At 44.4% G+C, this 22,662-nt stretch carries 26 protein-coding genes; 19 read left to right on the plus strand and 7 right to left on the minus strand.

The annotated features are described in order from the left end of the window. Window positions 1-45: 45 nt before the first annotated feature. The 3 genes from EDD70_RS11885 to EDD70_RS11895 all read right to left on the minus strand — a co-directional run bounded on the left by EDD70_RS11885 (window position 46) and on the right by EDD70_RS11895 (window position 3,100). A complete protein-coding gene (locus tag EDD70_RS11885; RefSeq protein WP_092755604.1) occupies window positions 46-1,140 on the minus strand; it encodes a hypothetical protein in 1,095 nt (364 codons plus the stop codon). A 66-nt stretch (window positions 1,141-1,206) separates the two neighbouring features. After that, the gene (locus EDD70_RS11890; RefSeq protein WP_092755606.1) at window positions 1,207-1,977 is read right to left on the minus strand and encodes a M23 family metallopeptidase; all 771 of its coding nucleotides are present in this window, start codon (window positions 1,975-1,977) and stop codon (window positions 1,207-1,209) included. 238 nt (window positions 1,978-2,215) lie between these two features. Then, the gene (locus EDD70_RS11895; RefSeq protein WP_092755608.1) at window positions 2,216-3,100 is read right to left on the minus strand and encodes a hypothetical protein; all 885 of its coding nucleotides are present in this window, start codon (window positions 3,098-3,100) and stop codon (window positions 2,216-2,218) included. A 393-nt stretch (window positions 3,101-3,493) separates the two neighbouring features. Here EDD70_RS11895 and EDD70_RS11900 point away from each other — a divergent pair, with 393 nt between their 5' ends. The 8 genes from EDD70_RS11900 (at window position 3,494) to EDD70_RS11935 (ending at window position 10,368) form a co-directional block, all read left to right on the plus strand. Beyond that, on the plus strand, window positions 3,494-4,387 hold the full coding sequence (locus tag EDD70_RS11900; protein WP_092755610.1) for a diaminopimelate dehydrogenase: 894 nt from the start codon (window positions 3,494-3,496) through the stop codon (window positions 4,385-4,387). A gap of 185 nt (window positions 4,388-4,572) precedes the next feature. Continuing rightward, entirely contained in the window at window positions 4,573-5,070 is a 498-nt protein-coding gene (locus EDD70_RS11905) for a YceD family protein (RefSeq protein ID WP_092755612.1), read from the plus strand. A 29-nt stretch (window positions 5,071-5,099) separates the two neighbouring features. Then, on the plus strand, window positions 5,100-5,282 hold the full coding sequence (rpmF, locus tag EDD70_RS11910) for a 50S ribosomal protein L32 (protein WP_092755614.1): 183 nt from the start codon (window positions 5,100-5,102) through the stop codon (window positions 5,280-5,282). A gap of 159 nt (window positions 5,283-5,441) precedes the next feature. Then, the gene (locus EDD70_RS11915; protein WP_092755616.1) at window positions 5,442-6,764 is read left to right on the plus strand and encodes a DUF512 domain-containing protein; all 1,323 of its coding nucleotides are present in this window, start codon (window positions 5,442-5,444) and stop codon (window positions 6,762-6,764) included. 118 nt (window positions 6,765-6,882) lie between these two features. Next, on the plus strand, window positions 6,883-8,202 hold the full coding sequence (gene der, locus EDD70_RS11920) for a ribosome biogenesis GTPase Der (RefSeq protein WP_092755618.1): 1,320 nt from the start codon (window positions 6,883-6,885) through the stop codon (window positions 8,200-8,202). A gap of 120 nt (window positions 8,203-8,322) precedes the next feature. Continuing rightward, entirely contained in the window at window positions 8,323-8,979 is a 657-nt protein-coding gene (gene plsY, locus EDD70_RS11925; RefSeq protein ID WP_092755620.1) for a glycerol-3-phosphate 1-O-acyltransferase PlsY, read from the plus strand. Between the two features lie 13 nt (window positions 8,980-8,992). After that, the gene (locus EDD70_RS11930) at window positions 8,993-10,006 is read left to right on the plus strand and encodes an NAD(P)H-dependent glycerol-3-phosphate dehydrogenase (protein ID WP_092755622.1); all 1,014 of its coding nucleotides are present in this window, start codon (window positions 8,993-8,995) and stop codon (window positions 10,004-10,006) included. Window positions 10,007-10,023: 17 nt separating this feature from the next. Beyond that, complete coding sequence (locus EDD70_RS11935; RefSeq protein ID WP_092755624.1) at window positions 10,024-10,368, plus strand: hypothetical protein; 345 nt, start codon at window positions 10,024-10,026, stop codon at window positions 10,366-10,368. A gap of 41 nt (window positions 10,369-10,409) precedes the next feature. Here EDD70_RS11935 and EDD70_RS11940 read toward each other — a convergent pair whose 3' ends face one another. From EDD70_RS11940 to rpmB, 4 genes are all read right to left on the minus strand, one after another. Beyond that, window positions 10,410-11,465, minus strand: coding sequence for a DUF4097 family beta strand repeat-containing protein (locus EDD70_RS11940; protein WP_092755626.1), 1,056 nt, complete (start codon window positions 11,463-11,465; stop codon window positions 10,410-10,412). Then, window positions 11,462-12,052 (minus strand): DUF1700 domain-containing protein, encoded by a 591-nt coding sequence (locus EDD70_RS11945; protein WP_092755628.1) that lies wholly within the window; start codon window positions 12,050-12,052, stop codon window positions 11,462-11,464. The genes EDD70_RS11940 and EDD70_RS11945 overlap by 4 nt, the downstream gene beginning before the upstream one ends. Next, window positions 12,039-12,365 carry a PadR family transcriptional regulator gene (locus EDD70_RS11950; protein WP_092755630.1) on the minus strand — a complete coding sequence of 109 codons (327 nt, stop codon included), beginning with the start codon at window positions 12,363-12,365 and terminating at the stop codon, window positions 12,039-12,041. The genes EDD70_RS11945 and EDD70_RS11950 overlap by 14 nt, the downstream gene beginning before the upstream one ends. Before the next feature lie 138 nt (window positions 12,366-12,503). Then, on the minus strand, window positions 12,504-12,692 hold the full coding sequence (gene rpmB / locus EDD70_RS11955) for a 50S ribosomal protein L28 (protein WP_092755632.1): 189 nt from the start codon (window positions 12,690-12,692) through the stop codon (window positions 12,504-12,506). Window positions 12,693-13,059: 367 nt separating this feature from the next. Here rpmB and EDD70_RS11960 point away from each other — a divergent pair, with 367 nt between their 5' ends. From EDD70_RS11960 to EDD70_RS12010, 11 genes are all read left to right on the plus strand, one after another. After that, complete coding sequence (locus tag EDD70_RS11960; protein WP_092755636.1) at window positions 13,060-13,722, plus strand: site-2 protease family protein; 663 nt, start codon at window positions 13,060-13,062, stop codon at window positions 13,720-13,722. A gap of 9 nt (window positions 13,723-13,731) precedes the next feature. Continuing rightward, entirely contained in the window at window positions 13,732-14,436 is a 705-nt protein-coding gene (locus tag EDD70_RS11965; protein ID WP_092755638.1) for a segregation and condensation protein A, read from the plus strand. A gap of 77 nt (window positions 14,437-14,513) precedes the next feature. After that, a complete protein-coding gene (gene scpB / locus EDD70_RS11970) occupies window positions 14,514-15,125 on the plus strand; it encodes an SMC-Scp complex subunit ScpB (protein WP_092755640.1) in 612 nt (203 codons plus the stop codon). 10 nt (window positions 15,126-15,135) lie between these two features. Next, the gene (locus EDD70_RS11975; protein WP_092755642.1) at window positions 15,136-15,801 is read left to right on the plus strand and encodes a DUF2953 domain-containing protein; all 666 of its coding nucleotides are present in this window, start codon (window positions 15,136-15,138) and stop codon (window positions 15,799-15,801) included. 71 nt (window positions 15,802-15,872) lie between these two features. Next, a complete protein-coding gene (gene ytfJ / locus EDD70_RS11980; protein WP_092755644.1) occupies window positions 15,873-16,286 on the plus strand; it encodes a GerW family sporulation protein in 414 nt (137 codons plus the stop codon). A gap of 68 nt (window positions 16,287-16,354) precedes the next feature. Next, window positions 16,355-17,485, plus strand: coding sequence for a D-alanyl-D-alanine carboxypeptidase family protein (locus tag EDD70_RS11985; RefSeq protein ID WP_092755646.1), 1,131 nt, complete (start codon window positions 16,355-16,357; stop codon window positions 17,483-17,485). Between the two features lie 176 nt (window positions 17,486-17,661). Continuing rightward, window positions 17,662-18,540 carry a pseudouridine synthase gene (locus EDD70_RS11990; protein WP_092755648.1) on the plus strand — a complete coding sequence of 293 codons (879 nt, stop codon included), beginning with the start codon at window positions 17,662-17,664 and terminating at the stop codon, window positions 18,538-18,540. Between the two features lie 13 nt (window positions 18,541-18,553). Beyond that, window positions 18,554-18,931, plus strand: coding sequence for a hypothetical protein (locus EDD70_RS11995; protein ID WP_092755650.1), 378 nt, complete (start codon window positions 18,554-18,556; stop codon window positions 18,929-18,931). Between the two features lie 223 nt (window positions 18,932-19,154). After that, on the plus strand, window positions 19,155-20,588 hold the full coding sequence (locus EDD70_RS12000) for an acyl-CoA carboxylase subunit beta (protein WP_242943160.1): 1,434 nt from the start codon (window positions 19,155-19,157) through the stop codon (window positions 20,586-20,588). 73 nt (window positions 20,589-20,661) lie between these two features. Further along, window positions 20,662-21,066, plus strand: a complete 405-nt coding sequence (locus EDD70_RS12005) for a biotin/lipoyl-containing protein (protein ID WP_092755654.1) — start codon at window positions 20,662-20,664, stop codon at window positions 21,064-21,066. 83 nt (window positions 21,067-21,149) lie between these two features. Next, a complete protein-coding gene (locus EDD70_RS12010) occupies window positions 21,150-22,550 on the plus strand; it encodes an oxaloacetate decarboxylase subunit alpha (protein WP_092755656.1) in 1,401 nt (466 codons plus the stop codon). Window positions 22,551-22,662 lie beyond the last annotated feature (112 nt).

Consider the following 22,662-nt stretch of genomic DNA (forward strand, 5'->3'; position numbering starts at 1 on the left):
CCCTGTTTAAAAGATTTATTTTACTCATATCGATAATACTGAACCTTAGCCAAAAGTAATTTGCAACAATTTTCTGCTTTCTTCATCATCTAGCAAAATATATGCGGTTTTACCGCTGTTGCAAATTGCGTAATATGTATCAGTACCCATTAAATTTACAACTCCGCTTGTTACATTGTTAGATATTGTTATTGAGTGTATAATCTCAGAGTTTTGATTGTATACCCTTAGTGTTACGTTTTCGCCGTTTTCATCAGTGCAAGCGGTTAAGAGAAACTTGCCGTTGCTGCTGATAGTAGTAGATACTGTTTCTGCTTTATCATTCGTAATCACTATTTTAGGTGAATTTTGGGGGCTGTTTAAGTCATATATATAAAGCTTGTTATCATTTATATATTCCATGCTCTGATATAAAAGCAATTGATTCCCCGCCAGTTTTGGCATGGTATTGTTAAGTTGCTTATTCCAAATGCTCTCTCCTTTTGTATTGCAAATGCCTGCACCAAAGGGGAGCTGCTCTGTTTGATAGCTGAAATAAATCAAATCGTTTCCTAAAAAAGATATGTCAAAAAAGCTACCCGCACCTTTGGTGCTTTCGGCACTCATAACCAGTGTAGGTTGTGTTAGCGGGTGGGTATCTCTATATATGTTTTGTTGCGCCTTATCTATATAGATGATTTGTTTTTCATCTGCTGACAAGTCAACATCATGCACTGACTTGACTGTTTCGGGCAGTTTAATGCGGTATTCTTCTTTTAAAGTTTTATCCAACTTGGTAATGCCTTTGTCGTAAAACAGCAAAATGCCGCTGTGTGTAGGTTTAATTTTTTCAATATAGGCATCATAAGCGTCATGGTATAAAGTCTTGTTTTGAGCGAGGTTGAATACAGATACTGCACTTGTTTTATTGCCCTTTCTCTGTAGCAAATTTAAGTTTTCATCTGTTTCATCAAGGTATATACCATCTAGCAGCTCAAAATCTTTCAACATTACAGAGTCGGTTATGTTTAAAACAGTTTGTTTTATTTCTGGCTCAGGGTTACCTGCTTGAGGTTGATTTCTTTTAATCTGTTGATGAATACTGCATGATGAAAGCAGTACGGCAAACACCGTAAAAACAATACCTAATTTGCTATTCATAGAACTCCTCCTATAATAACCAAATAAAGGCGGATATTTCCGCCTTTATTTAATATAATTATGCGTTTATTTATAAATATTAGATATTCCATAAAAAGAAATTAAATTATTAAATTCATTGTCAGTAATGTTAAATTGCTTTTTAAAGCTTTGAACATTTACATCTTTTGTAGATGTAGTCCATTCATCAAATTGTTTTACGCCAACATGCTTAATTAGATATGTGTCAATATAATCATTAGGATTAAAAGGTTCTTCAATAAGCTCACTACGGAATGTAAGCATTTTTGCTGAAAATGATTTAATTTTGTTAAAATCTACATCTGGGAAAAACAGCATAGGATCTATTGTATTTCTTGTAGTAAAATTACGTCCCCCAGTAGCCTTAATTGTATTTACATCCATGTGAAGATGAGGAACGGGTTTACTACCAATATATGCTCCATCACTTCCAACATATCCAATAGTTTCCCCGGCAGAAACGCTATCATTAGTGCTAACTTCTGGTGCATTATCCATATGTAAATAGCGAACATATAAAGGGTTACTAACACCAGATGCCTTTGTATCATTAGCAATAACAACGTAATACCCTGTGCTACTATGATAACCTGAAAACTTAACAGCTCCTGAGTCTACGGAATAAATATTAGAATCTTTTGGAGCATCTAAATCTAACCCTAAGTGATTGGAGCTATATCCTCGAAAATAGTCAGTATATTCACTGTCGAGAGGATATTCCCATCCTAAATTTCCATATTCCGCTGCATATACAATAACTGACATTGTACCAATAAATATGCCTGCCAACAATATTGAAAAAAGTTTCTTAAACATTTTTTCCTCCTAAAAATTTTTTGTTTTTGTTAATTTTTACTTCCACATTGGAATCCCCTTTTTATTTGCTTTCAATTAGGAAACCTCAAAACAGCACAAATCATTACACTGTTTTTAAAAATTCGTATAGTTGCACATATGCAACAGTAAAATATGGACAAAGCAACCAAATAAAACGACAAGAAACAACCGTAGCCCCCTTGAAAGCAAGGGGGCTACGGTTGTTTCTGTAAAATCCTTACCGTTTTTGTAAAGCTATCTTTTTCTTTTTATAAATCAAAACCACTATGAAAACAATGATTGTGAGCGTTACGCCAAAAATCAAAATAGGTGCGGATGTGCTGGCATCCATGTCTGTGGTTTGGTCGCCGGTGCGCGGTTTTTTGTTAGGCTCCAGTTTTATAAATTCTTCTTCGTTTTTTTCTATTTTCGCAAGTGCTTCTGTTGCTTTTTGTAACAAGGCGCTGTCAGCCAAAATCAGCCCGTTTTTATTAAAATTTAAATTATATTTGGTGTTCGCAGAAGATTCAGAGTAGGGAGTCTGAAAATCTGTTATAATAACTCCTTCCTTTTCAGCGTCCGATAAATGATAAACGTAACCCAGACCATCGATCAATGCAAGTTTTGCTTTTATTGTATTTTTATCAAAGTTTTCTTGCTCTAACAGTGCGGAGATTTGTTTGGCGTTTAAACGGTAGTCGCAAGATTCTTCCACGTTTTTGGTTTGTTTGTAAATATAAATATCCGGGCGGTTGCCATCTACGGTAAACTGCACCATTCCTGCAAATGCGCCCTCATTATCTTTAACATTGGCAATATATGCCTGTCCTTCTTCTATACAATACGGCGATAACTGAAAGGTTCCTGTTTTGGCATAGTCGTAAAAGCTGCCACAGTACAGTGGCATGATAGTATCATTATCAATAAAAATTTGGTGTTCTTTCAAATAAGCACTTAAGCTGCCTGTATTCTGTTTAATTGCTTTTTCAATTTCTGCACTGTTACTTGCATAGATAGCTTGTACATCCGAGAAATTATATTTTGCATCCGTTGCAAAAACCAATGTTGAAAGTATTGTAATGCACAGTAAAATCACGCATAAAATCGATGTGAGCTTTTTCATAGCGTCCCTCCTACCCTCAGTATATTATTAAAATAGTTACATTAAGCCATAAATTAAACTTTTCCATAATATGCCCTCAATGAGTTAACCATAATAAAGCATAAAATATTGCACTATTTTTTTGATATTTTAAAAATTTGTCGATTCATACACTTTTTTATAAATGTTATAGCAAAAATCACAAATAATAGATAAGGCGTCCAATGGCGCTATTTATTTAAAATATGAATTGAAATCATTCAAAATAGTAACAAATATTGAGTTTTAGTGGTAATTTATAGATATATGTTCGATTTTATGCAAGTATTAACAATTGGACTTGCAAGATGTGTTGACAGGAGATGCCTGCAAGCTGTATCATGACAATAGAATTTTATAGGGAGAAGTGATGTCATGATAAAAGCAGCGATTGTAGGTTACGGAAATATCGGAAAATCGGTTTTAGAGGCGATTTCTGCAGCAGCAGATTTTGAACTGGTCGGTGTTGTGCGCCGTAATCCTGCCAATGTTCCGGCAGAGCTTGCGGGCATGCAGCTGGCAAGCGATATTGCAGACCTTTCCGTTCGCCCGGATGTAGCGATTTTGTGCACCCCCACACGCTCTGTACCGGATTTTGCAAAGCACTGCCTTGAGTTGGGCATCAACACGGTTGACAGCTACGATATACATAGCAGCATATGGGATTTGAAATGTACGATTGACCCAATTGCAAAGGCGCATAAGGCTGTTTCTGTTCATTCGGCGGGATGGGACCCCGGCTCAGACTCGATTGTGCGTGCGCTGATGCTTGCTGCCGCGCCTAAGGGCATTACCTACACCAATTTTGGCCCAGGTATGAGCATGGGGCACACGGTTGCTGTAAAGGCGGTTGAAGGGGTGCGCAAGGCGCTGTCGGTGACCATCCCTCTGGGTACTTCGATTCACCGCAGAATGGTTTATGTTGAGGTGGAAAAGGGATATTCCTTTGATGAGATCGCGAAGAAAGTAAAGCAGGACCCCTATTTTGTGCATGACGAAACCCATGTAATCGAGGTTGCCGACGTAGATGCATTGCTGGATATGGGGCATGGTGTAAACATGGTGCGCAAGGGTGTATCGGGCAGTACGCAAAATCAACTGTTTGAATTCAACATGAAAATCAACAACCCGGCACTTACTGCACAGATTTTGGTAGGTGCGGCAAGAGCAAGTCTAAAGCAGGCACCCGGTGCTTATACAATGATAGAAATCCCCTTGATTGACTTGCTTTATGGTGACCGCGAGGCACTCATTCGACAACTCGTATAATTTGTGATATTATGAAACACAGAATAGCTTTACAAGACGAAACACCCGGCTGCTTGTACAAAATCTTAAACGATTGGGCCGCAGGGGGCGCTCTGCCTGTATTATCTCACAAAAAGGCGGCAAAGCTATTGACAAAGCCACTTTAGAAATATATAATATTCTGCGTGGCGTTATGAGGTGTCATTATGATGATTGATTTAAAGCAGCTCTTCGAAATTGTTGGGGAAAGCATTGATATTGATTGCTGCCTAAGCCTTTCGGAGGTCAAGCTGGGAATGACAAACCCCTTCACCGAGCCCGTACATCTAAGCGGTAAGATTACAAACCGTGCAGGTATAGTCACCCTAAACTATACTGCGTCCGCGGCTGCGCATCATGTATGCGACAGATGTCTCGCTCCCATCAATACCCCTGTAGTGTTCGGTTTTGAGCACATTTTGGTAAAACAAGTCAATGATGACAGCAATGATGATTTCATTGTGGTGCCCAACCTGGTGTTGGACTTGGATGAGCTGGCGTCGTCCGATATTATACTTGAATTGCCCAGTAAGGTATTGTGTAAAGAGGATTGCAAAGGCTTATGCCCCACTTGCGGTGTAAACTTAAACGAGCAATCATGCAATTGCACCCAAAAGCGGATTGACCCGCGCCTTGAAATATTAAGTAAATTGCTGGAAAATTAAAAATACACAGTTTTAAGGAGGTGCTGAACATGGCAGTACCAAAGAGAAAAATATCCAAAGCAAGAAGAGATAAAAGACGTTCCAGCGTCTGGAAGCTGGATGCTCCCGCATTCTCGAAATGCACACAGTGCGGTGAGTTGAAAATGCCTCACAGAGTTTGTCCGAACTGCGGTTTCTATAAAGGCAAAGAGGTTATCAAGAAAGAGGCTTAATTGCCTCTCAAAGGATGAGGGAGGATTTATCCTCCCTCATTTTTTTAACCATAAGCTTGTATGATAGTACCAACTGCGGTTTTCTATAACCTGCTTGCGTTTTGTATCATCGGCGTATCTGCGTAGAACGCTACTTTCGAAAGGGGCTTACTCATTGCAATGCCAGTAAAAATTAAAAGTGTCGAGCGTCGCTCCCCCGCACAAAAGGCAGGCATTGCGGCGGGCGAAACCCTGCACAAAATCAACGGCAACAAGATTGTGGACGTATTGGACTACCGCTTTTATATGACCGACGAACATCTCGATGTAGAAGTGGAGGATATTAGCGGCAAACTTCGTCATATCCACATTACCAAGCAAGAATACGACGACCTTGGTTTGGATTTTGAAACTTACCTAATGGACAGACAGCATACGTGTAAAAACAAATGCGTTTTTTGCTTTGTTGACCAAATGCCGCCCAATATGCGCGATACCTTGTATGTAAAGGATGACGATTCGCGGATGTCCTTTTTGTTTGGTAACTATATCACGCTTACCAACCTTACAGACGAGGATATTGACCGTATTATCAAAATGCGTATCAGCCCAATTAATGTTTCGGTGCACAGCACCAACCCCGAATTGCGCGTTACGCTGATGAAAAACCCCAATGCAGCTGCATCGCTGCGGTATTTAAAGCGGTTGGCGGAGCATGATATTAAAATCAACACCCAGTTGGTTTTATGCCCTCAACTGAACGACGGTAAAGAGCTGGAGCGGAGCATTACCGATTTGGCAGAACTGTTCCCTGCAGTGGAGAGCATTGCCTGCGTACCGGTGGGTATCACAAAATATCGCGACGGGTTATTCCACCTGCGCCCTTATACCAAAGCCGAGGCACAGCAGGTGATTGACACCATTCATGAATATTCCGACCGGTTTTTAAAAGAGCACGGCGACCGTATTGTTTACCCTGCGGATGAATTCTTTTTGCTTGCTCAAATGCCAATCCCCAATGAGGAATATTACGGAGAGTTCGACCAGTTGGAAAATGGCGTGGGCTTGCTTGCGATGCTAAAGCAGGAGTTTGCCGAAGCCCTTGCCGATGCGCATGATAGCGGTAAAAAACGCAGCGTAACCATTGCTACGGGTGTTGCGGCGGGCGAGTTTATAAAAGACCTGGCCGCACAAGCGCAGAGTAAATACAAGCAGCTAAAATGCCAGGTTGAAGTAATACAAAACGACTATTTTGGAGAGAATATAACGGTTGCAGGGCTCATCACCGGTACAGACTTAATTGCACAGCTCAAGGGCAAAAACCTGGGGGAAGAAGTTCTTATCACCTCGGCGATGCTGCGGCATGAGCAGGACAAATTTTTAGATGATTTTACCATCGAACAGGTAGAACAAGCACTTGGGGTAAAGCTTACGGTGGTGGACAATGACGGTTACGAATTGCTGGGCAGTATACTGAACGAAGACTTATGGGCAGATGCTTAAAATAAGCAGATAGACATAGGTTGCTATAAAAACTTACAAAGCAAGCATGATAGATAATAAAATACCTATGCTTGCTCATAATACAGGCGGGCATTGCCCGCAGAGGAGGCGGAAAATTATGTCAAAACCGATTATCGCAGTGGTAGGACGGCCTAATGTGGGCAAATCCACACTGTTTAATAAGCTGATAGGTCATCGCCTTTCGATTGTGGAGGACACTCCCGGTGTTACGCGCGACCGAATCTACGCAGAATGTGAATGGCTCAACAAAGAGGTGATGCTGGTAGATACGGGAGGCATTGAGCCGAAAACCGATGATATCATCTTGTCGCAGATGCGCCGTCAGGCACAGATTGCGATTGACAGCGCGGATGTCATCATCTTAGTGACAGACATCAAAACCGGAGTTACCGCAACCGACCAAGATATTGCGATGATGCTGCAAAAAAGCGGAAAACCCATCGTGCTGTGCGTGAATAAATGCGATGCACCCGGCCAGGTACCTGCCGATTTTTACGAATTCTATAACCTTGGATTGGGCGACCCGATTGCAGTATCCTCGGTACATGGGCACGGTACGGGCGATTTGCTGGACGAGTGTTTTAAACACATCGACTTTGACCGCCCCGAAGAATACACTGAAGAATATATTAAGGTGGCAATCATTGGTAAACCCAATGTGGGTAAAAGCTCGCTTGTCAACAAAATCGCAGGCGAGGAGCGCATGATTGTGTCGGATATTGCGGGTACGACCCGCGACTCCACCGATACAATTGTGGATGACGAACGCGGAAAATTCGTGTTTATCGATACGGCGGGGATTCGCAGAAAGAGCCGTGTAGATGAGAATATCGAGCGCTATTCGGTGCTGCGCTCGTATATGGCAGTTGACCGCAGCGATGTATGCGTGATACTGATTGACGCTGTGGAAGGCTTTACCGAGCAGGACAGCAAGATAGCAGGCTATGCGCACGAGCAGGGCAAGGCTTGCATTATAGCTGTAAACAAATGGGATGCTGTGGAAAAACACGGTAAAACCATGCAGGAATATGAGAAGAAGCTCCAGAATGATTTCAGCTTTATGTCTTACGCGCCGTTCTTGTTTATATCGGCAAAAACAGGGCAGAGGTTGGATAAGCTGTTTGAGCTGATTAAATACGTCAACGAGCAAAACTGTATGCGCATTTCTACAGGTAAATTGAATGATATACTCGCTTACGCTACAGCACGCGTACAACCCCCAACCGATAAAGGTAAGCGCTTAAAGATTTACTACATTACACAGGCATCCACCCGTCCACCCACATTTGTATCATTCGTCAACAAAGCAGAGCTGTATCATTTCTCCTATCAGCGCTACATCGAAAACCAAATTCGTGAGACGTTTGGGTTGCAGGGAACGCCGATTCGCATGATAACAAGGCAGCGGGGCGAATAACCCTTAAATTTATCAATCAAAATGCGGGCGGGGTGCGTCCCCGCACTTGAAATACGGCGGCGTTAGCGTTATGATAGTAATAGTAACAGCCACCAAAACTTCATCTTCGGAGGGATTGCGATGTCGACACAGACTTCTATCATTCTCGGTTCTCTGATTGTTGCAGTATGCTCTTATTTATTGGGCAGTATCAGCTGGTCGGTGATTGTGTCCAAGCTGATTTTTCACAAGGATGTGCGCGATTTTGGCAGCGGAAATGCAGGTATGACCAATGTATTGCGTACCTTTGGCAAAGGCGCTGCAGCGCTGGTAACTGTGGGCGATTTCAGCAAAAGCATACTAACGGTGGCGGTAAGCAGAGGGGTGTTTGCACATCTGTTTGGTACATTGCCGTTTGATATTGGATACATTGCCGGGATATTTACTATTTTAGGGCATTTGTTCCCGCTGTATTTTCATTTTAAAGGCGGCAAAGGCGTTCTTACAGCACTGGGCATGATTTTGGTCATCAACCCCATTGTGTTTTTGGTGCTGGTGGCGCTTTGCATACCTCTTTTGTTTATCTGCAAAATTGTATCCGTGGCATCCATTACAGGGGCAATTGTCTACCCGATTGTAACGTTTATCGTTCTGTCGCTGATGAACCGGCCTGCAATGATAGACACTGTATTTTCGGTTTTTATCGGGTTGCTTGTGGTGTATATGCACCGAGTCAACATCAAACGTTTGATAAACGGGACAGAATATAAGTTCGGAAAACCCAAGGAAGAAAAATAGGAGGGAATGGTACGTGGCAAAGATTGGTGTGTTAGGAGCGGGCGGTTTTGGCATCGCCCTTTCGGTTATGTGCAACAAAATGGGGCATGAAGTAACCCTTTGGAGTGCATTTCCTGCCGAAATTACGGAAATTATACGTGACGGACAGAACCTGCGTCTGCTGCCTAAGGTGAAAATTCCGCAGGAGATTAAGCTTACAAGCAATATTGAGGATCTGCAGGGAAATGATCTTATCATTTTGGCAGTACCGTCTTTTGCAGTACGCGAAACCGCACACAAGCTGCAGCCTTATATGGGTGAGGGCAGCGTTTTAGCCACGGTAGCAAAAGGCTTGGAGGATCAATCTCACAAGCGCCTTTCTGAAGTGATAGCAGAAGAATTGCCGCAGTGCAAAATTGTGGTTATCTCGGGCCCCTCGCATGCCGAAGAAGTAGCAACCGGTGTACCTACCACAGTGGTTGCCGCATCGTCTAGCCGCCAGGCGGCAGAACATGTACAAGACTTGTTGATGAACCCCACCCTGCGCATTTATGTAAATGATGATATTAAGGGCGTAGAGTATGGCGGTGCACTGAAGAACGTAATAGCACTTGCAGCCGGCATTTGTGACGGGCAGAAACTGGGCGATAACTCGAAAGCCGCGCTGATGACCAGAGGCATTACCGAGATCGCGCGGCTTGGCGTTGCACTTGGCGCAAATCACGAAACTTTTGGCGGGCTTTCGGGCATTGGCGACCTAATTGTTACTTGTACCAGTATGCACTCGCGTAACCGCCGTGCAGGTATTTTTATTGGTCAAGGCAACACTGCGCGCCAAGCATTGGAAAAAGTGGGTATGACGGTGGAGGGTTACCTCGCCACCAAAGCAGCGTATGAGCTGAGCAAAAGCGTGGATGTAGAGATGCCCATTGTAGAACAGTGCTATTTGGTGCTGTATAAAAACAAGTCACCTAAAAAAGCCATAGCCGACTTAATGGGGCGCCCCAAGCGTCATGAGTCAGAAACCATTTGGCTGCAAACCAAATAAGTCTCGGAGGAATAGGAATGGCAGACAATAAAACCAAAAACAAAGGGTTAAGCCCTATGTTTCGTATCATAGCCGCTGTATATATACTGTATTTGTCTTATGATTTAATTAAAAATTTTGTAAATATACCTGCAAACCAACGTTGGTTTTTTATTATCACGATTGTGATATTTATTGCGGCATCGATATGGTTTTTGCTTTCTGCCTATCAAGATATAAAACAGCAGAAGGCGCTTGAAGATGCCGAGAAAGCTGCAGAAGCGGCACAGCCTAACGCACAAGAAGAGTTGGCTGAACTTAATGATGCTGAAGAACTTGGGCAGGATATTTACCCCAATGAGGATAAAAATACGGATGAATAGAAAAAAGGTTCCGAACAAACTGTTCGGAACCTTTTTTGCTTTTATTGGAATTTTACTGTGATGCTGCCGCTGCTATTGTCAATGGAGATGCTGTTTGGTGCACCGCTGTTTTGTAATACCGAACCTTTAAAATTGTCGTTGTCCACTTGGATTTTACCAAAATCGGTGCTGAGGTCTAGGCTGTAATGTTCGCGCGGAGATGCTGTGGTTAAGGTGACCTTTCCAAAATCGGAAGAGATATTGATGACGCCGGTGAAAGCACCGCTCAAATTGACGTCACCGCTGCTGCTGTCTATTTTTAGCCCTTCTGCGGTGGAACGTTCAGCGGTAATCCTGCCAAAATCACTCTCGAATACAGCATTGCCCAATCTACAAGCCTGCACTGTTGTATCGCCGCTGCTGCTTTTTGATTCAAAATGCTCTGTATTTACGTTTCTGTAAGTAACCTTGCCAAAGTCACTTTCTAACATTAGTTTTTCTGCTGTTATGTCGCTAAAATTACTCTCTCCGCTCGAAATTTCTGCGTCAATAATTTTTGCTGAGAGATTGCCGACCGTTAGTTTACCAAAATCGCATTCTATATTCAAATCCCCTTTTAAGGCGATTTTGGTACTATCTTTGATTTCAACATTACCCATATCTACATTTACAGTGATGAATTCAAGTTCATCCACAGGGAAATAAACGTTAACAAAGTTGTTTTGCTTACGGCTGAAAGGGATATTAAAAATGTTGAAATTGATAATATTCTCGCTTTGGCTGTGCCGAAATTGCAGCGTGCCGTTTTGCATAACGGTGCACGCAGGTTTGGGCTGGTTTGAGGGGAAAGCATACTCAACCTGATAGCGGTTTGAGGGGATAAGCCGTACATCGGCAAAGTCAACGTCAATATCAATTGCGGTAAAAGCACCGGTGTCTATCGTTTCTGTCATAGCGCTGCCTCCTTTTTGAGAATCAAATCCTTGATGCCAACCTGAGTTATTAAAATAAACACCAAGGTTACCTCCGCTTATGGCGTAAGCGGCAACAGCCATCAATGCGCCCAGTAAAATCATACTTGCCGATACAATTAAAACAATCATCGTACTCTTTTTCATAACGGTTTCCTCCTAACTACACGTTTGCTTATAAAGCGGGCAATTCCGCTAAAAGTTTCTTTGGTAAGCCACATCACCGGTAAAAACAGCAGCAAGCCGATACCTGCTGAAACCAATCCCACTCCCATGGCGCAAATTCCGGTGGGTACGTGCACCCCAAGCATAAACAGGCCTGCAACAAAGCCGGCAATTCCTGCCAAAATCAGTGCAAATACGAAACAGAAAAAAGCAAACGTCACTGCTACGGCTGCTACAACCATTGCCAGTGCAACGGCCGCAATGGCAACTGCAATCGGCAAGGCAATAGGTGAAGCAAACACCGCAAGAATGGCAATCCATACTGCAGAAAGCCCTTTTTTTGCTGTTTTGGGCGGATTGTACACTGCCAAATCCCTCACCATATATTCGGCTGTAATCTGCTGCGCTATTTTCATGGGGTCGCCTAACTCTTGCAGTACCTTTTGCTCGTTTTCCACGCCCGCATCGTCGAAGTATTCTGTGTAGTAACGTACGGCGTTTTCAATTTCTTCAGGCGGCAATTTTTTTAAACCTTCGCGAAGCCTCAGAAAAAAGTCAAGCCTTGTCATTCTCTATGCCTCCCAATATAATCTTATCCAATTTATTCTTATAGCAGATCCAATCTGTGATATACTGCCGATATTGTGTCTGTCCTTGCTCTGTGATGGAGTAATAGCGGCGATTTCTGCCTTGAAACGGTTGGTCGTAAGTTGTTAGGTGACCGTCTTTTTGCAAACGCCGCAGCACGGGGTACAGTGTAGAATCGGATATATCCATGACTTCGCGCACATTCTGAGTCAAAATATATCCATAGGTATCCCCGCGCGATAGTACAGCCAACACGCAGGCATCCAGCAGTGCTGCGCTCAGCCCGAAGGTCATATGGTATCACCTCTTAGTATTTATACGTTGTGTTATATTATATGACGTATAATATGGTTTGTCAATTAGTATATGCAAAATTTAAAAAATAAAAAAGGGCTATCCGTATGGATAGCCCTTTTTAAACACAGATTAACATTAGATAGCGCGTGTTACTTTACCGGAACGCAGGCAGCGGGTGCAAGCGTAAATGTGGCTGGGAGTACCGTTGACAATCGCCTTAATACGTTTCACATTAGGCTTCCAAGTTCTGTTGGAACGTCTGTGAGAATGAGAAACCTTAATGCCAAAAGTAACGCCTTTTCCGCAGATGTCGCATTTTGCCATAATATCTGCACCTCCTTACCGACCTAATTTTCTGGCTGTATATCATGCAGACAAGTGGTCTGCAAGGTTTTTCGCCTTTGATAGATTTAAATGCTGCAAATTCTAAACAGAATAGGCAGATTTATAAAGTCAACATTAGTATACTATCAGATTTACAGCATGAAATCAAGGGCTTTCGTAAAAATAGTGTGTCAAAATATGAATTTTTGGTAAAAATAAACCTCAAACAGCCAATTACCTTGTAATTATATCCTTTAAAAGGTATAATATAAAATTAGTATAGTAGCACAATTTTGCCAATTTACAAGTAAAATTGCGGGAGCGGCTCCCGTTTAAATGGCTAAAAAAAGTATGGAGTGAGTATTTTATGAGACTTAGCTTGCAAAGCATGTTTATCAGGCTTGTTATGCTGTTGGCGATTATGCCGATACACGAGTATGCGCATGCCCTTGTGGCATATAAATTGGGCGATAACACAGCCCGTTTTAACGGCAGAATGACGCTGAACCCCATGGCGCATCTGGATTTGTTCGGGAGTATCGCATTTATTTTAGCCGGTTTTGGCTGGGGCAAACCCGTGCCAATATACGGCAGCAACCTGCGCAAGCCCAAACGTGATATGGCGTTGGTGGCGCTTGCAGGGCCGGTGTCTAATGTATTGCTGGGCACGATTTTGGTGATTGTATATAAGGTGTTGGGTGTTGTATTTATGCAGGTTGGGTTTACAACGGGGCTTGCACGGGCAATTTTAGTTATTATTTTTACCCTTGCGCAAACCAGTGTGTATTGGGCGGTATTTAACCTCATTCCGGTTCCACCGTTGGACGGTTCGCGCTTGCTCGAATATATTTTGCCTCATTCTATTTATTACAAAATCGAGTATTATCAGCGTTATATCTACATTGCGCTGCTGGTACTGCTGTTTTCAGGCATTTTGATGGGCCCCATTGTGTTTGTATCAAACTTTATTATGAAGTTTATTCTTTTTATTACGAGTCCGCTGGATTTGCTCTTGAATTTATTTCTTTAAGGAGCAACTATGGAAAAACTGACATTTAAACTGGATCATTTTGAAGGTCCGCTTGATTTGCTGTTGTTTTTGATTTCTAAGCACAAGCTAAATATCTACGATATTGAAATTGCACAGCTGTTGGAACAGTACCTTTCTTACATTGATGAAGCGCAGTTTCAAAATATGGAGGTTGCGAGCGAGTTTTTGGAGATGGCGTCGCGCCTTGTATATATGAAGACAATTTCGCTGCTGCCAAAACATGAAGATGAGGAAGAATTGCTGAAACAAGAGCTTACAGGGCAGTTATTGGAATACCAGACCTGCAAGCAGGTAGCAGCTTTACTGGCACAGCAAAACCGCTCGGCCGATTTGTTTGTACGCGAACCTATGGAGCTGGAAGCAGACCTTACCTATACGTTAGTACACTCATCCAACGAGTTGATTCAAGCCTATTTAACTGCCATGGGCAAGGCTCAAAAGCGTATGCCACCCCCTGTAACAGCTTTTTCGGACATTGTAAAGCACCGTGTGGTAAGTGTTGCCTCTAAAATTATTTTTGTGCTCAAACGGCTTTACAAGTACCGACAGGTGCGTTTTGACAGCCTGTTTGCAGAAAGCGGGGACCGCAGCGAGCTGGTTGCCACTTTTTTAGCAGTGCTTGAACTGGTAAAGAACAAACGCATTGTTGTTTCAGATGATAATGAAAAAATTGCTTTTCGCAAAACGATTTAACAAAGGATGTATAACTTGTAAAAATGCCTGAAAGTTGGACAGGCTATCATTGTGTGATTGGAATTGGGTGAAATAATTTGCGATTAAACAAGATTGAAAAAATTGCTGAGGCAGTGCTGTTTGCCAGCGGAGAGCCGGTTTCGGCGGCTCGTTTGGCACAGGTGCTGGATTGTGATACCCCTGTGGCTTACAGCATTCTAGACCGTGTGCGCGACCACTACGACGAAAAAGAGGGCGCCGTGGAGATTTTAGTGCTGAACGACTGCTACCAGATGGTTACCCGTGAGGCGTACGCGCCCTACATCCGCTCGGCGCTTGAAATTAAGCGGAATCAGCCGCTGTCGCAGGCAGCCTTGGAAGTGCTGGCTATTATTGCATACAATCAACCGGTAACAAAAAGTTTTGTTGAACAAGTTCGCGGTGTAGACAGCGCAAGTGTTGTCAATACTCTAGTTGAAAAAGGCCTTGTGGAGGAGAAAGGCAGGCTGGAGCTGCCGGGCAAACCGGTCGCTTATGTTACCACCTCCAACTTTTTGCGTTGCTTCGGGCTGCAAAGCCTCGAGCAGCTGCCATCTCTGCCCTCTGAAGACAACGAGGAGGATACGGAAGAAAATGAGGTTGACGGCCAAGTCAGCTTTGATGAGCAAGAAGAGCATGATTGCTTGGCACTGGCCGGGGAGTTGAAATGACGGTGAAGGTATGACGGTTTTTTTGTGGATTGTGAGCGTACTGCTTTTTTTGCTTTGTATGCGTGTTTCGGTGTGGGTTTGCTGGGAAGAAAACGTGCAAATAACCATTGGGTATCTATTTTTTAAAATAGGGCTAAACAAACCCGAAAATGTCGAAAAAAGAACGAAAAAAGCAAAAAAGGAAGCAGAAAACCAACCGGATAAAGATGAAAAGCAGGCGGATAACAAGCCGCAGGCGCTAACCGATACGGTCGGTATTGTTCTTGACCTCGTGCGGTCTGCCACGGGCGGGGTGCGGATGATATTCCGTAATTTGCTGCTGAGTGACCTGACACTGCATATGACCGTTGCAGATGAAGACACCGCACAAACCGCTGTAAATTTCGGTAAAATCAGTGCCTATCTTTACGGAGCCTACGCCGCGCTTCAAAATTACATCCGCATGAAACGCATTACCTTGGATATTCAACCTGATTTTCTTTCGGACAAAGGCAGTTTTACCCTTTGTTTTCGCGTGCAGCTAACCCCTCTTGTTGTATTGGGTGCGGCATTGCGTATTGGAGTATCTTTTTTATGGAAAATGATAAAACGCGGGCTTGCAGCACAAGAGGGCAACCAGAAAGAACCGCAGCAGAGCAGTACGCAACCCAAAGAACAGCCCGCAGGCAAAGCTTAAATCGGCCGCAAATGCCGATTCACCACTAAAATATAAAGTAGTGCGGCCTATTGCCGCAAGGGGGTATTGTAATGAGCCAGAGTCAAGGGCACATCGAGGGAATACTCAATTCCTCTTTGGAAAATTTAAAAACACTGGTGGATGTAAATACGATTATTGGTGACCAGATTATTACGCCCGACGGTACCGTTGTTATTCCTGTATCAAAGGTAACTTTCGGGTTTGCATCGGGTGGGTCTGATCTGCCTACATCCAAACCAAAGGATATGTTCGGCGGGGGCAGCGGTGCGGGCGTAACTATCCAACCACTTGCGTTTTTGGTCATTTCGCCAAACGGTAATGTAAAAATGCTGCAGATGGAGAAGTTTGACGGCTCGGTTGACCGCGCGGTAAACATGGTGCCTGAGGTAATCGATAAAGTAGCATCGATGTTCAACAAACCAAAAAAATCAGCAGAATCGCCTGCTGCAAAACCTGCGGAATAAATTAAGCGCTGCCGCAGTATAGGACAACCGCTCCCTTGCATAGACATAAAATCGGGTGGGTGGTTATTATGGTTCAAAAAATGAGTCGATTTTGTGCTGTGCTGTTGGCTGTTTGTATGTTGATGACTATTCAAGCCTACGGTTTGGAAGTAAATGCAAAGGGAGCAGTGTTGGTAGAAGCACAAAGCGGCAGGGTTTTGTTTGGGCAAAACGAAAGAGAACGTTTGCCAATGGCAAGCACGACAAAAATTATGTCAGCGTTGCTTACACTCGAACAAAAAAATTTAGACGAATATTTTACAGTCGACCCAGACGCAATTCAGGTGGAAGGCTCCTCAATGGGGCTTTCAAAGGGCGATTCGGTAACATTGCGCATTCTAGCTGCGGGTATGCTGCTTTCTTCAGGCAACGATGCCGCCAACGCAGCGGCGGTGCACATTGCGGGCAGCCAGCAAGCGTTTGCCGAAATGATGAACAAGAGAGCCGAAGAACTTGGCATGAAAGATACTTCGTTTGTCACGCCCTCGGGGCTTGACCATGAAGGGCATTATTCTACGGCATACGATATGGCGATACTGGCGCAGGCAGCGCTAAAGAACGAGGCTTTTTCAGAGATTTGCTCGCAGTACCGTATGACATTGGAATATGGAGACCCGCCGTACAGACGCTGGTTAAAAAACCATAACCGATTGCTGAACGATTATAAGGGCGCTATAGGTGTTAAAACAGGCTTTACCAAAAAAGCAGGGCGATGCCTTGTTTCGTCTGCTCAAAGAGACGGTGTAACCCTGATTACCGTAACGCTTGCCTGCCCCGACGATTGGCGCGTGCATACAAAGCTTTTAGATTATGGATTTGAACAGCTGAAAAGTACAGATCTATCTGCCTTGCTGCCCCCGCTGGGGATTGCGGTTGGCGGAGGGGTGAAAAGCCATGTAAATCTAGAACCGCAAAGCAGCTTGACTGCTGCGTTGATTGATGGAGAACAAGACCGCGTAAAAGCAAAAATACTGCTGAACCCATTTGTACTCGCCCCTGTGAAAAAAGGCACATCAGCAGGTGAAGTGATTTTTACATTGGATGGTAAACCGCTGCGGAGCATACCGTTGTGTATTACCGAGGATATAGAGGCGCGCCCCATTACAGAAAAACAAAAAGGATTCTTTGACAAAATCAAAGACTTTTTTCATTATAAATAATCTTAGTACGAATTTATTATTGCAGAACAGGTAAATTAAAAGGCAATTCGTAACGGAAGGTGTTTGGTTGCGAATAACCTATCCGTCAGCAGTATAGGCGTAATGCCGCTGCTGTGCGGAAGTTAGCGGGCAGACCCCGCTTGAACTGCGGGAGCAGTGCAGAAAGGAAGTATATTATGGCAGAGAAAAAAGCAAATGACGGTATTCGCATCCAAAAGGTAATGGCAGAGAATGGTGTTGCCAGCCGAAGAAAATCTGAAGAAATGATTGAAGCGGGGCTTGTCACTGTAAACGGCAGAAAAGCAACCCTTGGGCAAAGGGTTAACCCCTACCGCGATGTGATTGCGGTTGATGGGCAAAAACTGCTTACCAACGTGAAAAAGCACCGCTATTATATTGCGTTAAACAAACCCCGCGGTTACGTTACCACCCTCAGCGATGAGATGGACCGTAAATGTGTAGCCGAGCTGGTTGAAAATGTACCCGAACGTGTCTATCCTATCGGCAGGTTGGATAGAAACTCCGAAGGGCTTTTGCTTTTTACCAATGACGGCGAATTCGCCAATCAAGTGATGCACCCGAAATTTCATATCAATAAAACCTATCGTGTCACCGTTCGCCCCGATATAAACGATAAACAAGCAATGCAGCTTGCCGAGGGCGTTGTGATTGATGGTGTAAAAACTGCGCCCGCTCAGGTGACGGTACTCACCAAAGAGCCCGGGCGCGTTGTCATGCAAATTGTTATTACCGAGGGCAGAAACCGTCAAATTCGTAAAATGTGCGAGGCGGTGGGGCTTGAAGTTGCCCGCCTAAAGCGGACAAGCATCGGGCCGGTACGGCTTGGAATGCTCAAGCCCGGTGACTGGCGCGAACTGACTGAACCGGAACTGAACGCGCTTGGGTCATCCATTCGCAGTGCGCAGCAGCAGGCTGAGGCAAAACCCAATTCACCTAAACACGATAAAAGTAAAGCACGCGGCAGTTGGGGCAGCGGTGGTCAACGCGCAGAAAAAAAGCCGAAAGAGAAGAGAACTTATAAAAAAGTAAAATAAAGGGGGATGCACGTTGATTGAGATTATAAAAACCGAAAATGAAGATGCTGTCCGCGGTTTTTGTGAATGCTCCAATCTCTTGTATGCCGATGATTTTGAGGCTTATACAGCAATTGACCGCAATGAAATGATAGGTTACTGCATCTTTCAGTTAAGAGATTTGCTCACCGTAGTTGACGCGAGAGCAAAAGAAGAATACGGGGCAGAACTTTGCGACGGGCTGGTGCGCGCAGTGCTGAACCATGCATGCAACAATGGAGTAAATACGGCGGTTTTTTCAGACCGATTTAATATTGAAACTTGGAAAAAGCTGCAAGCCTTTGGGCATAATGTCAAAACCGTCAAAGATATTGATAATTTTTTGACAAATTGTAAGAAATGCGCCCACTAAGCGGAAAAACGGTGTAAAATGTATTGTGCTAACAAAAATAACAGTGTATAATATAAACTGGTTACATTTTCGGATTTCTGTAAAAAATTGGGCTTTTTTTGTCTGATTATGCAGATGGAAATCGGAAAGTGAGGCGTTTTTTTGCGTTAACGGATTTGGTACCGTTTGTAAAAAAGCGATACACAGGTTCTAATTAATTTATGGTTTATAGAATGGAGGAAAAATGATGAGTGCTGATAGCAAATTGAACATCTTGGCAGGCGCTCGTGAAAAGGCGGTTAAGGCTTCTCCCGCCCGCGAGAGATTGGCTCTCCTTATGGACGAGGGCAGTTTTACCGAGCTTGATGCCTTTGCAAAAGCAGAGGGCGGCAGTGCAGGTGTTGTAACTGGTTACGGCGCTGTAGAGGGCACTACCGTATTTGCGTTTGCGCAGGATAAAACCGACGCAAACGGTGCAGTAGGCAAAGTGCAGGCTGCAAAAATTAGAAAAATCTATGAGCTGGCAGTTAAGACGGGTGCACCGGTTGTAGGTATCTACGATTCGTTCGGTGCATCTTTGAGAGAGGGCAATGACGCTCTGGCCGCATACGGCGAGATGTTGTTATGGAGCAACAATCTTTCCGGCGTGGTACCGCAAATTTCTGTTATTGCGGGTACTTGTGCAGGTACCGCTGCAATGATGGCAGCAAGCGCAGATTTGGTAGTAATGAGTGAAGATGCCGAGTTTTTCTTAACTCCGCCTTCTGTTGAAAAAGCAAACGGCACGATGGTAGAAGGTGCCGGCTCTGCTGCAAATGCGGCAAAAGCCGGTGTGGCACATGTCGTTGTAAAAACCGCCGAACAAGCAATTGCACAGGCAAAACACCTTGTTTCTATGCTTCCGCAAAACAACCTTTCTGCATTGCCTATCTTTGATTTTGCTGCAAAAGCGGATACAGAGGCTGTATTGAGAGCTGCCTGCGAAAGTGGCGAGCTTGATGCAGCGGCAATTGTTGAAAACGTATTTGATGACGGCAGCGTGGTAGAGCTGATGCCCGATTACGGCAGCAAAGGTGCTTACATTGCACTTGCTACCATGGGTGGGTTCACCTGCGGCGTTGCAGCTACAAAAGGCGGGCCTCTTTGCAGAAAGAACTGCAAAAAGCTTGCTTTGCTGATGCAGCTTTGCGATGCATACCAAATCCCGGTAGTAACTTTTGTAAACGTAAGCGGGTTCTTACCCGATGCCGAGGCTGAACTTGCAGGACTTGCAAAATATGCTGCAACACTGGCGCATGTTTACGCAGAAGCCACTACACCGAAAATTGCTGTGATTACCGGTAAGGCTTACGGCCCTGCATACATTGCACTGGCGGGCAAAAACGCCAACGCCGATATTGCTTTGGCATGGCCTTCTGCAATTATTTCTGCATTGGAGCCGGCTACGGCAGCTGCAATTTTGCATGCCGATGACGTGAGTGCCGATAAAGATATGGCTGCTATTACGGTAGAGTACATTGCAAAACAGGCAAGCCCCTATAAGGCATGTGAGGACGGTTATGTAGACGATGTAATTGACCCTGCCAATACCCGCAATGCCCTTATTTCTGCTTTGGATATGCTTTCGGGCAAGAGAGTAAGCAAGCTGCCTAAAAAGCACAGCAACATGCCTTTGTAATAACCTGAATTATTAAAAAACGGGCGTTTTGAGCCGCCTTTTGTATAAATAATTATAACGAGGAGGATTTATCGTGAAAAGAATGAAAGTAACCGTTAACGGTAGAGCATATGACGTACAGGTTGAAGAATTAGGTGCAGATGCACCGGCTGTAGTTACCGCACCGGCGCCCGCCGCAGCACCCGCTCCCGTGGCAGCACCGGCTCCGGCTCCGGCTCCTGCACCCGCAGCACCTGTGGCTGCACCGTCTGCAGCAGCAGGCTCTATTAAAATCAATGCGCCTATGCCCGGTACAATCGTAGGCGTTAAAGTTTCTGCCGGACAAAAAGTTTCTAAGGGCGATGTTTTGGTTGTTCTTGAGGCAATGAAGATGGAAAACGACATCATGGCTCCGCAGGACGGCACCGTTACCGCTGTTCATGTTGCTCAGGGCGCAAGCGTGAACTCGAACGATTTAGTCGTTTCGATGGAAGGCTAAGCAAGATACCCTGTAAAATAACTACGAACGGCTCTGTCCGAATGACAAGCGGCGGTGTAGACGCCGCAGAAAGGGGTGCCAATATGGCGAAATTAAAAATTACCGAAACCGTGCTTCGTGACGCTCATCAGTCGCTGATAGCAACCCGTATGAGCATGGACGAGATGTATGATATTCTGCCCGCAATGGATGAAGTTGGCTTTTATTCCGCAGAGGTTTGGGGTGGTGCAACTTTTGATGCGTGCATTCGTTTTTTGGATGAAGACCCATGGGAGAGACTCAGAATTATCCGCAAGAGAATGCCCAACACAAAGCTGCAAATGCTTTACAGAGGCCAGAATATGCTTGGCTACCGCCATTATGCAGACGATTTGGTGGAGTATTTTGTGCAGAAATCGGTTGCAAACGGCATTGATATTTTGAGAATTTTTGATGCACTCAACGACATTAGAAATCTCGAGGCTTCGATTAAAGCCACCAAAAAAGAAGGCGCACATTTACAGGCTGCCATCTCTTATACCACCAGCCCTGTTCACAATCTGGAGTATTTCGTGAAATACGCAAAAGATTTGGAGAATGCAGGTGCCGACTCGATTTGCATTAAGGATATGGCGGGTCTTATCAACCCCACCACAGCACCCGAGCTGGTAAAGGCACTGAAAGAAACAGTTAAAATCCCTGTGCAGCTGCACACTCATTACACTTCCGGTTTGGCGTCCATGGCTTGCTACAAAGCAGTTGAGGCAGGCTGTGATGTAATTGATACCGCGATGTCTCCTCTGGCACTGGGTACCAGCCACCCCGCTACCGAGTCGATGGTTGCCGCATTTAAAGGCACACCGTACGATACGGGGCTTGACCTGAAAAAACTCGACGTAGTTCGTGCTCACTTTGCAAAGCTGCGTGAAAAATACTTAGCAAACGGTTTGCTCAGCCCCAAAGTAATGGGTGTTGACGCAAACACCTTGCTTTATCAGGTGCCGGGCGGTATGCTTTCCAACCTTGTTTCTCAGCTGAAACAGGCGGGGAAAGAAGACCAGTTTGAAGACGTGCTGAAAGAGATTCCAAACGTTCGTAAAGATTCCGGTTATCCACCGTTGGTAACCCCCACCTCGCAAATCGTTGGTACACAGGCTGTGTTCAACGTCATCATGGGTGAGCGCTACAAAATGGTAACCAAAGAGTTTAAGGGCTTGGTTCGCGGTGAGTACGGCAGAACCCCTGCGCCGATCGACCCTGAGTTCCGTAAAAAGATTATCGGCGACGATAAGCCAATTGATTGCCGCCCTGCAGATTTACTGGAGCCTGAGGTTGAAAAGATGAAAGCAGAACTTCCCGCAAAATACAACGAGCAGGAAGAAGACGTTCTCACATGGGCAATGTTCCCGCAGGTTGCTCCCAAATTTTTTGAGAGCCGCCGCCAAAAGAAGTACGGCATTGACGGAGAGCATTTGGATGCTGAAAACGGTGTACATCCCGTTTAAGCAAAGAATACATTATAAATTATCCAGTAACCGTAAAAGCCATCTGCTGTGTGCAGGTGGCTTTTTGAAATATTGTAACCAACTTGTAATGCAATAAAACTCTGTTTCTGCT

Source organism: Hydrogenoanaerobacterium saccharovorans (assembly GCF_003814745.1).
In the GTDB taxonomy this organism is placed as follows: Bacteria; Bacillota; Clostridia; order Oscillospirales; family Ruminococcaceae; genus Hydrogenoanaerobacterium; species Hydrogenoanaerobacterium saccharovorans.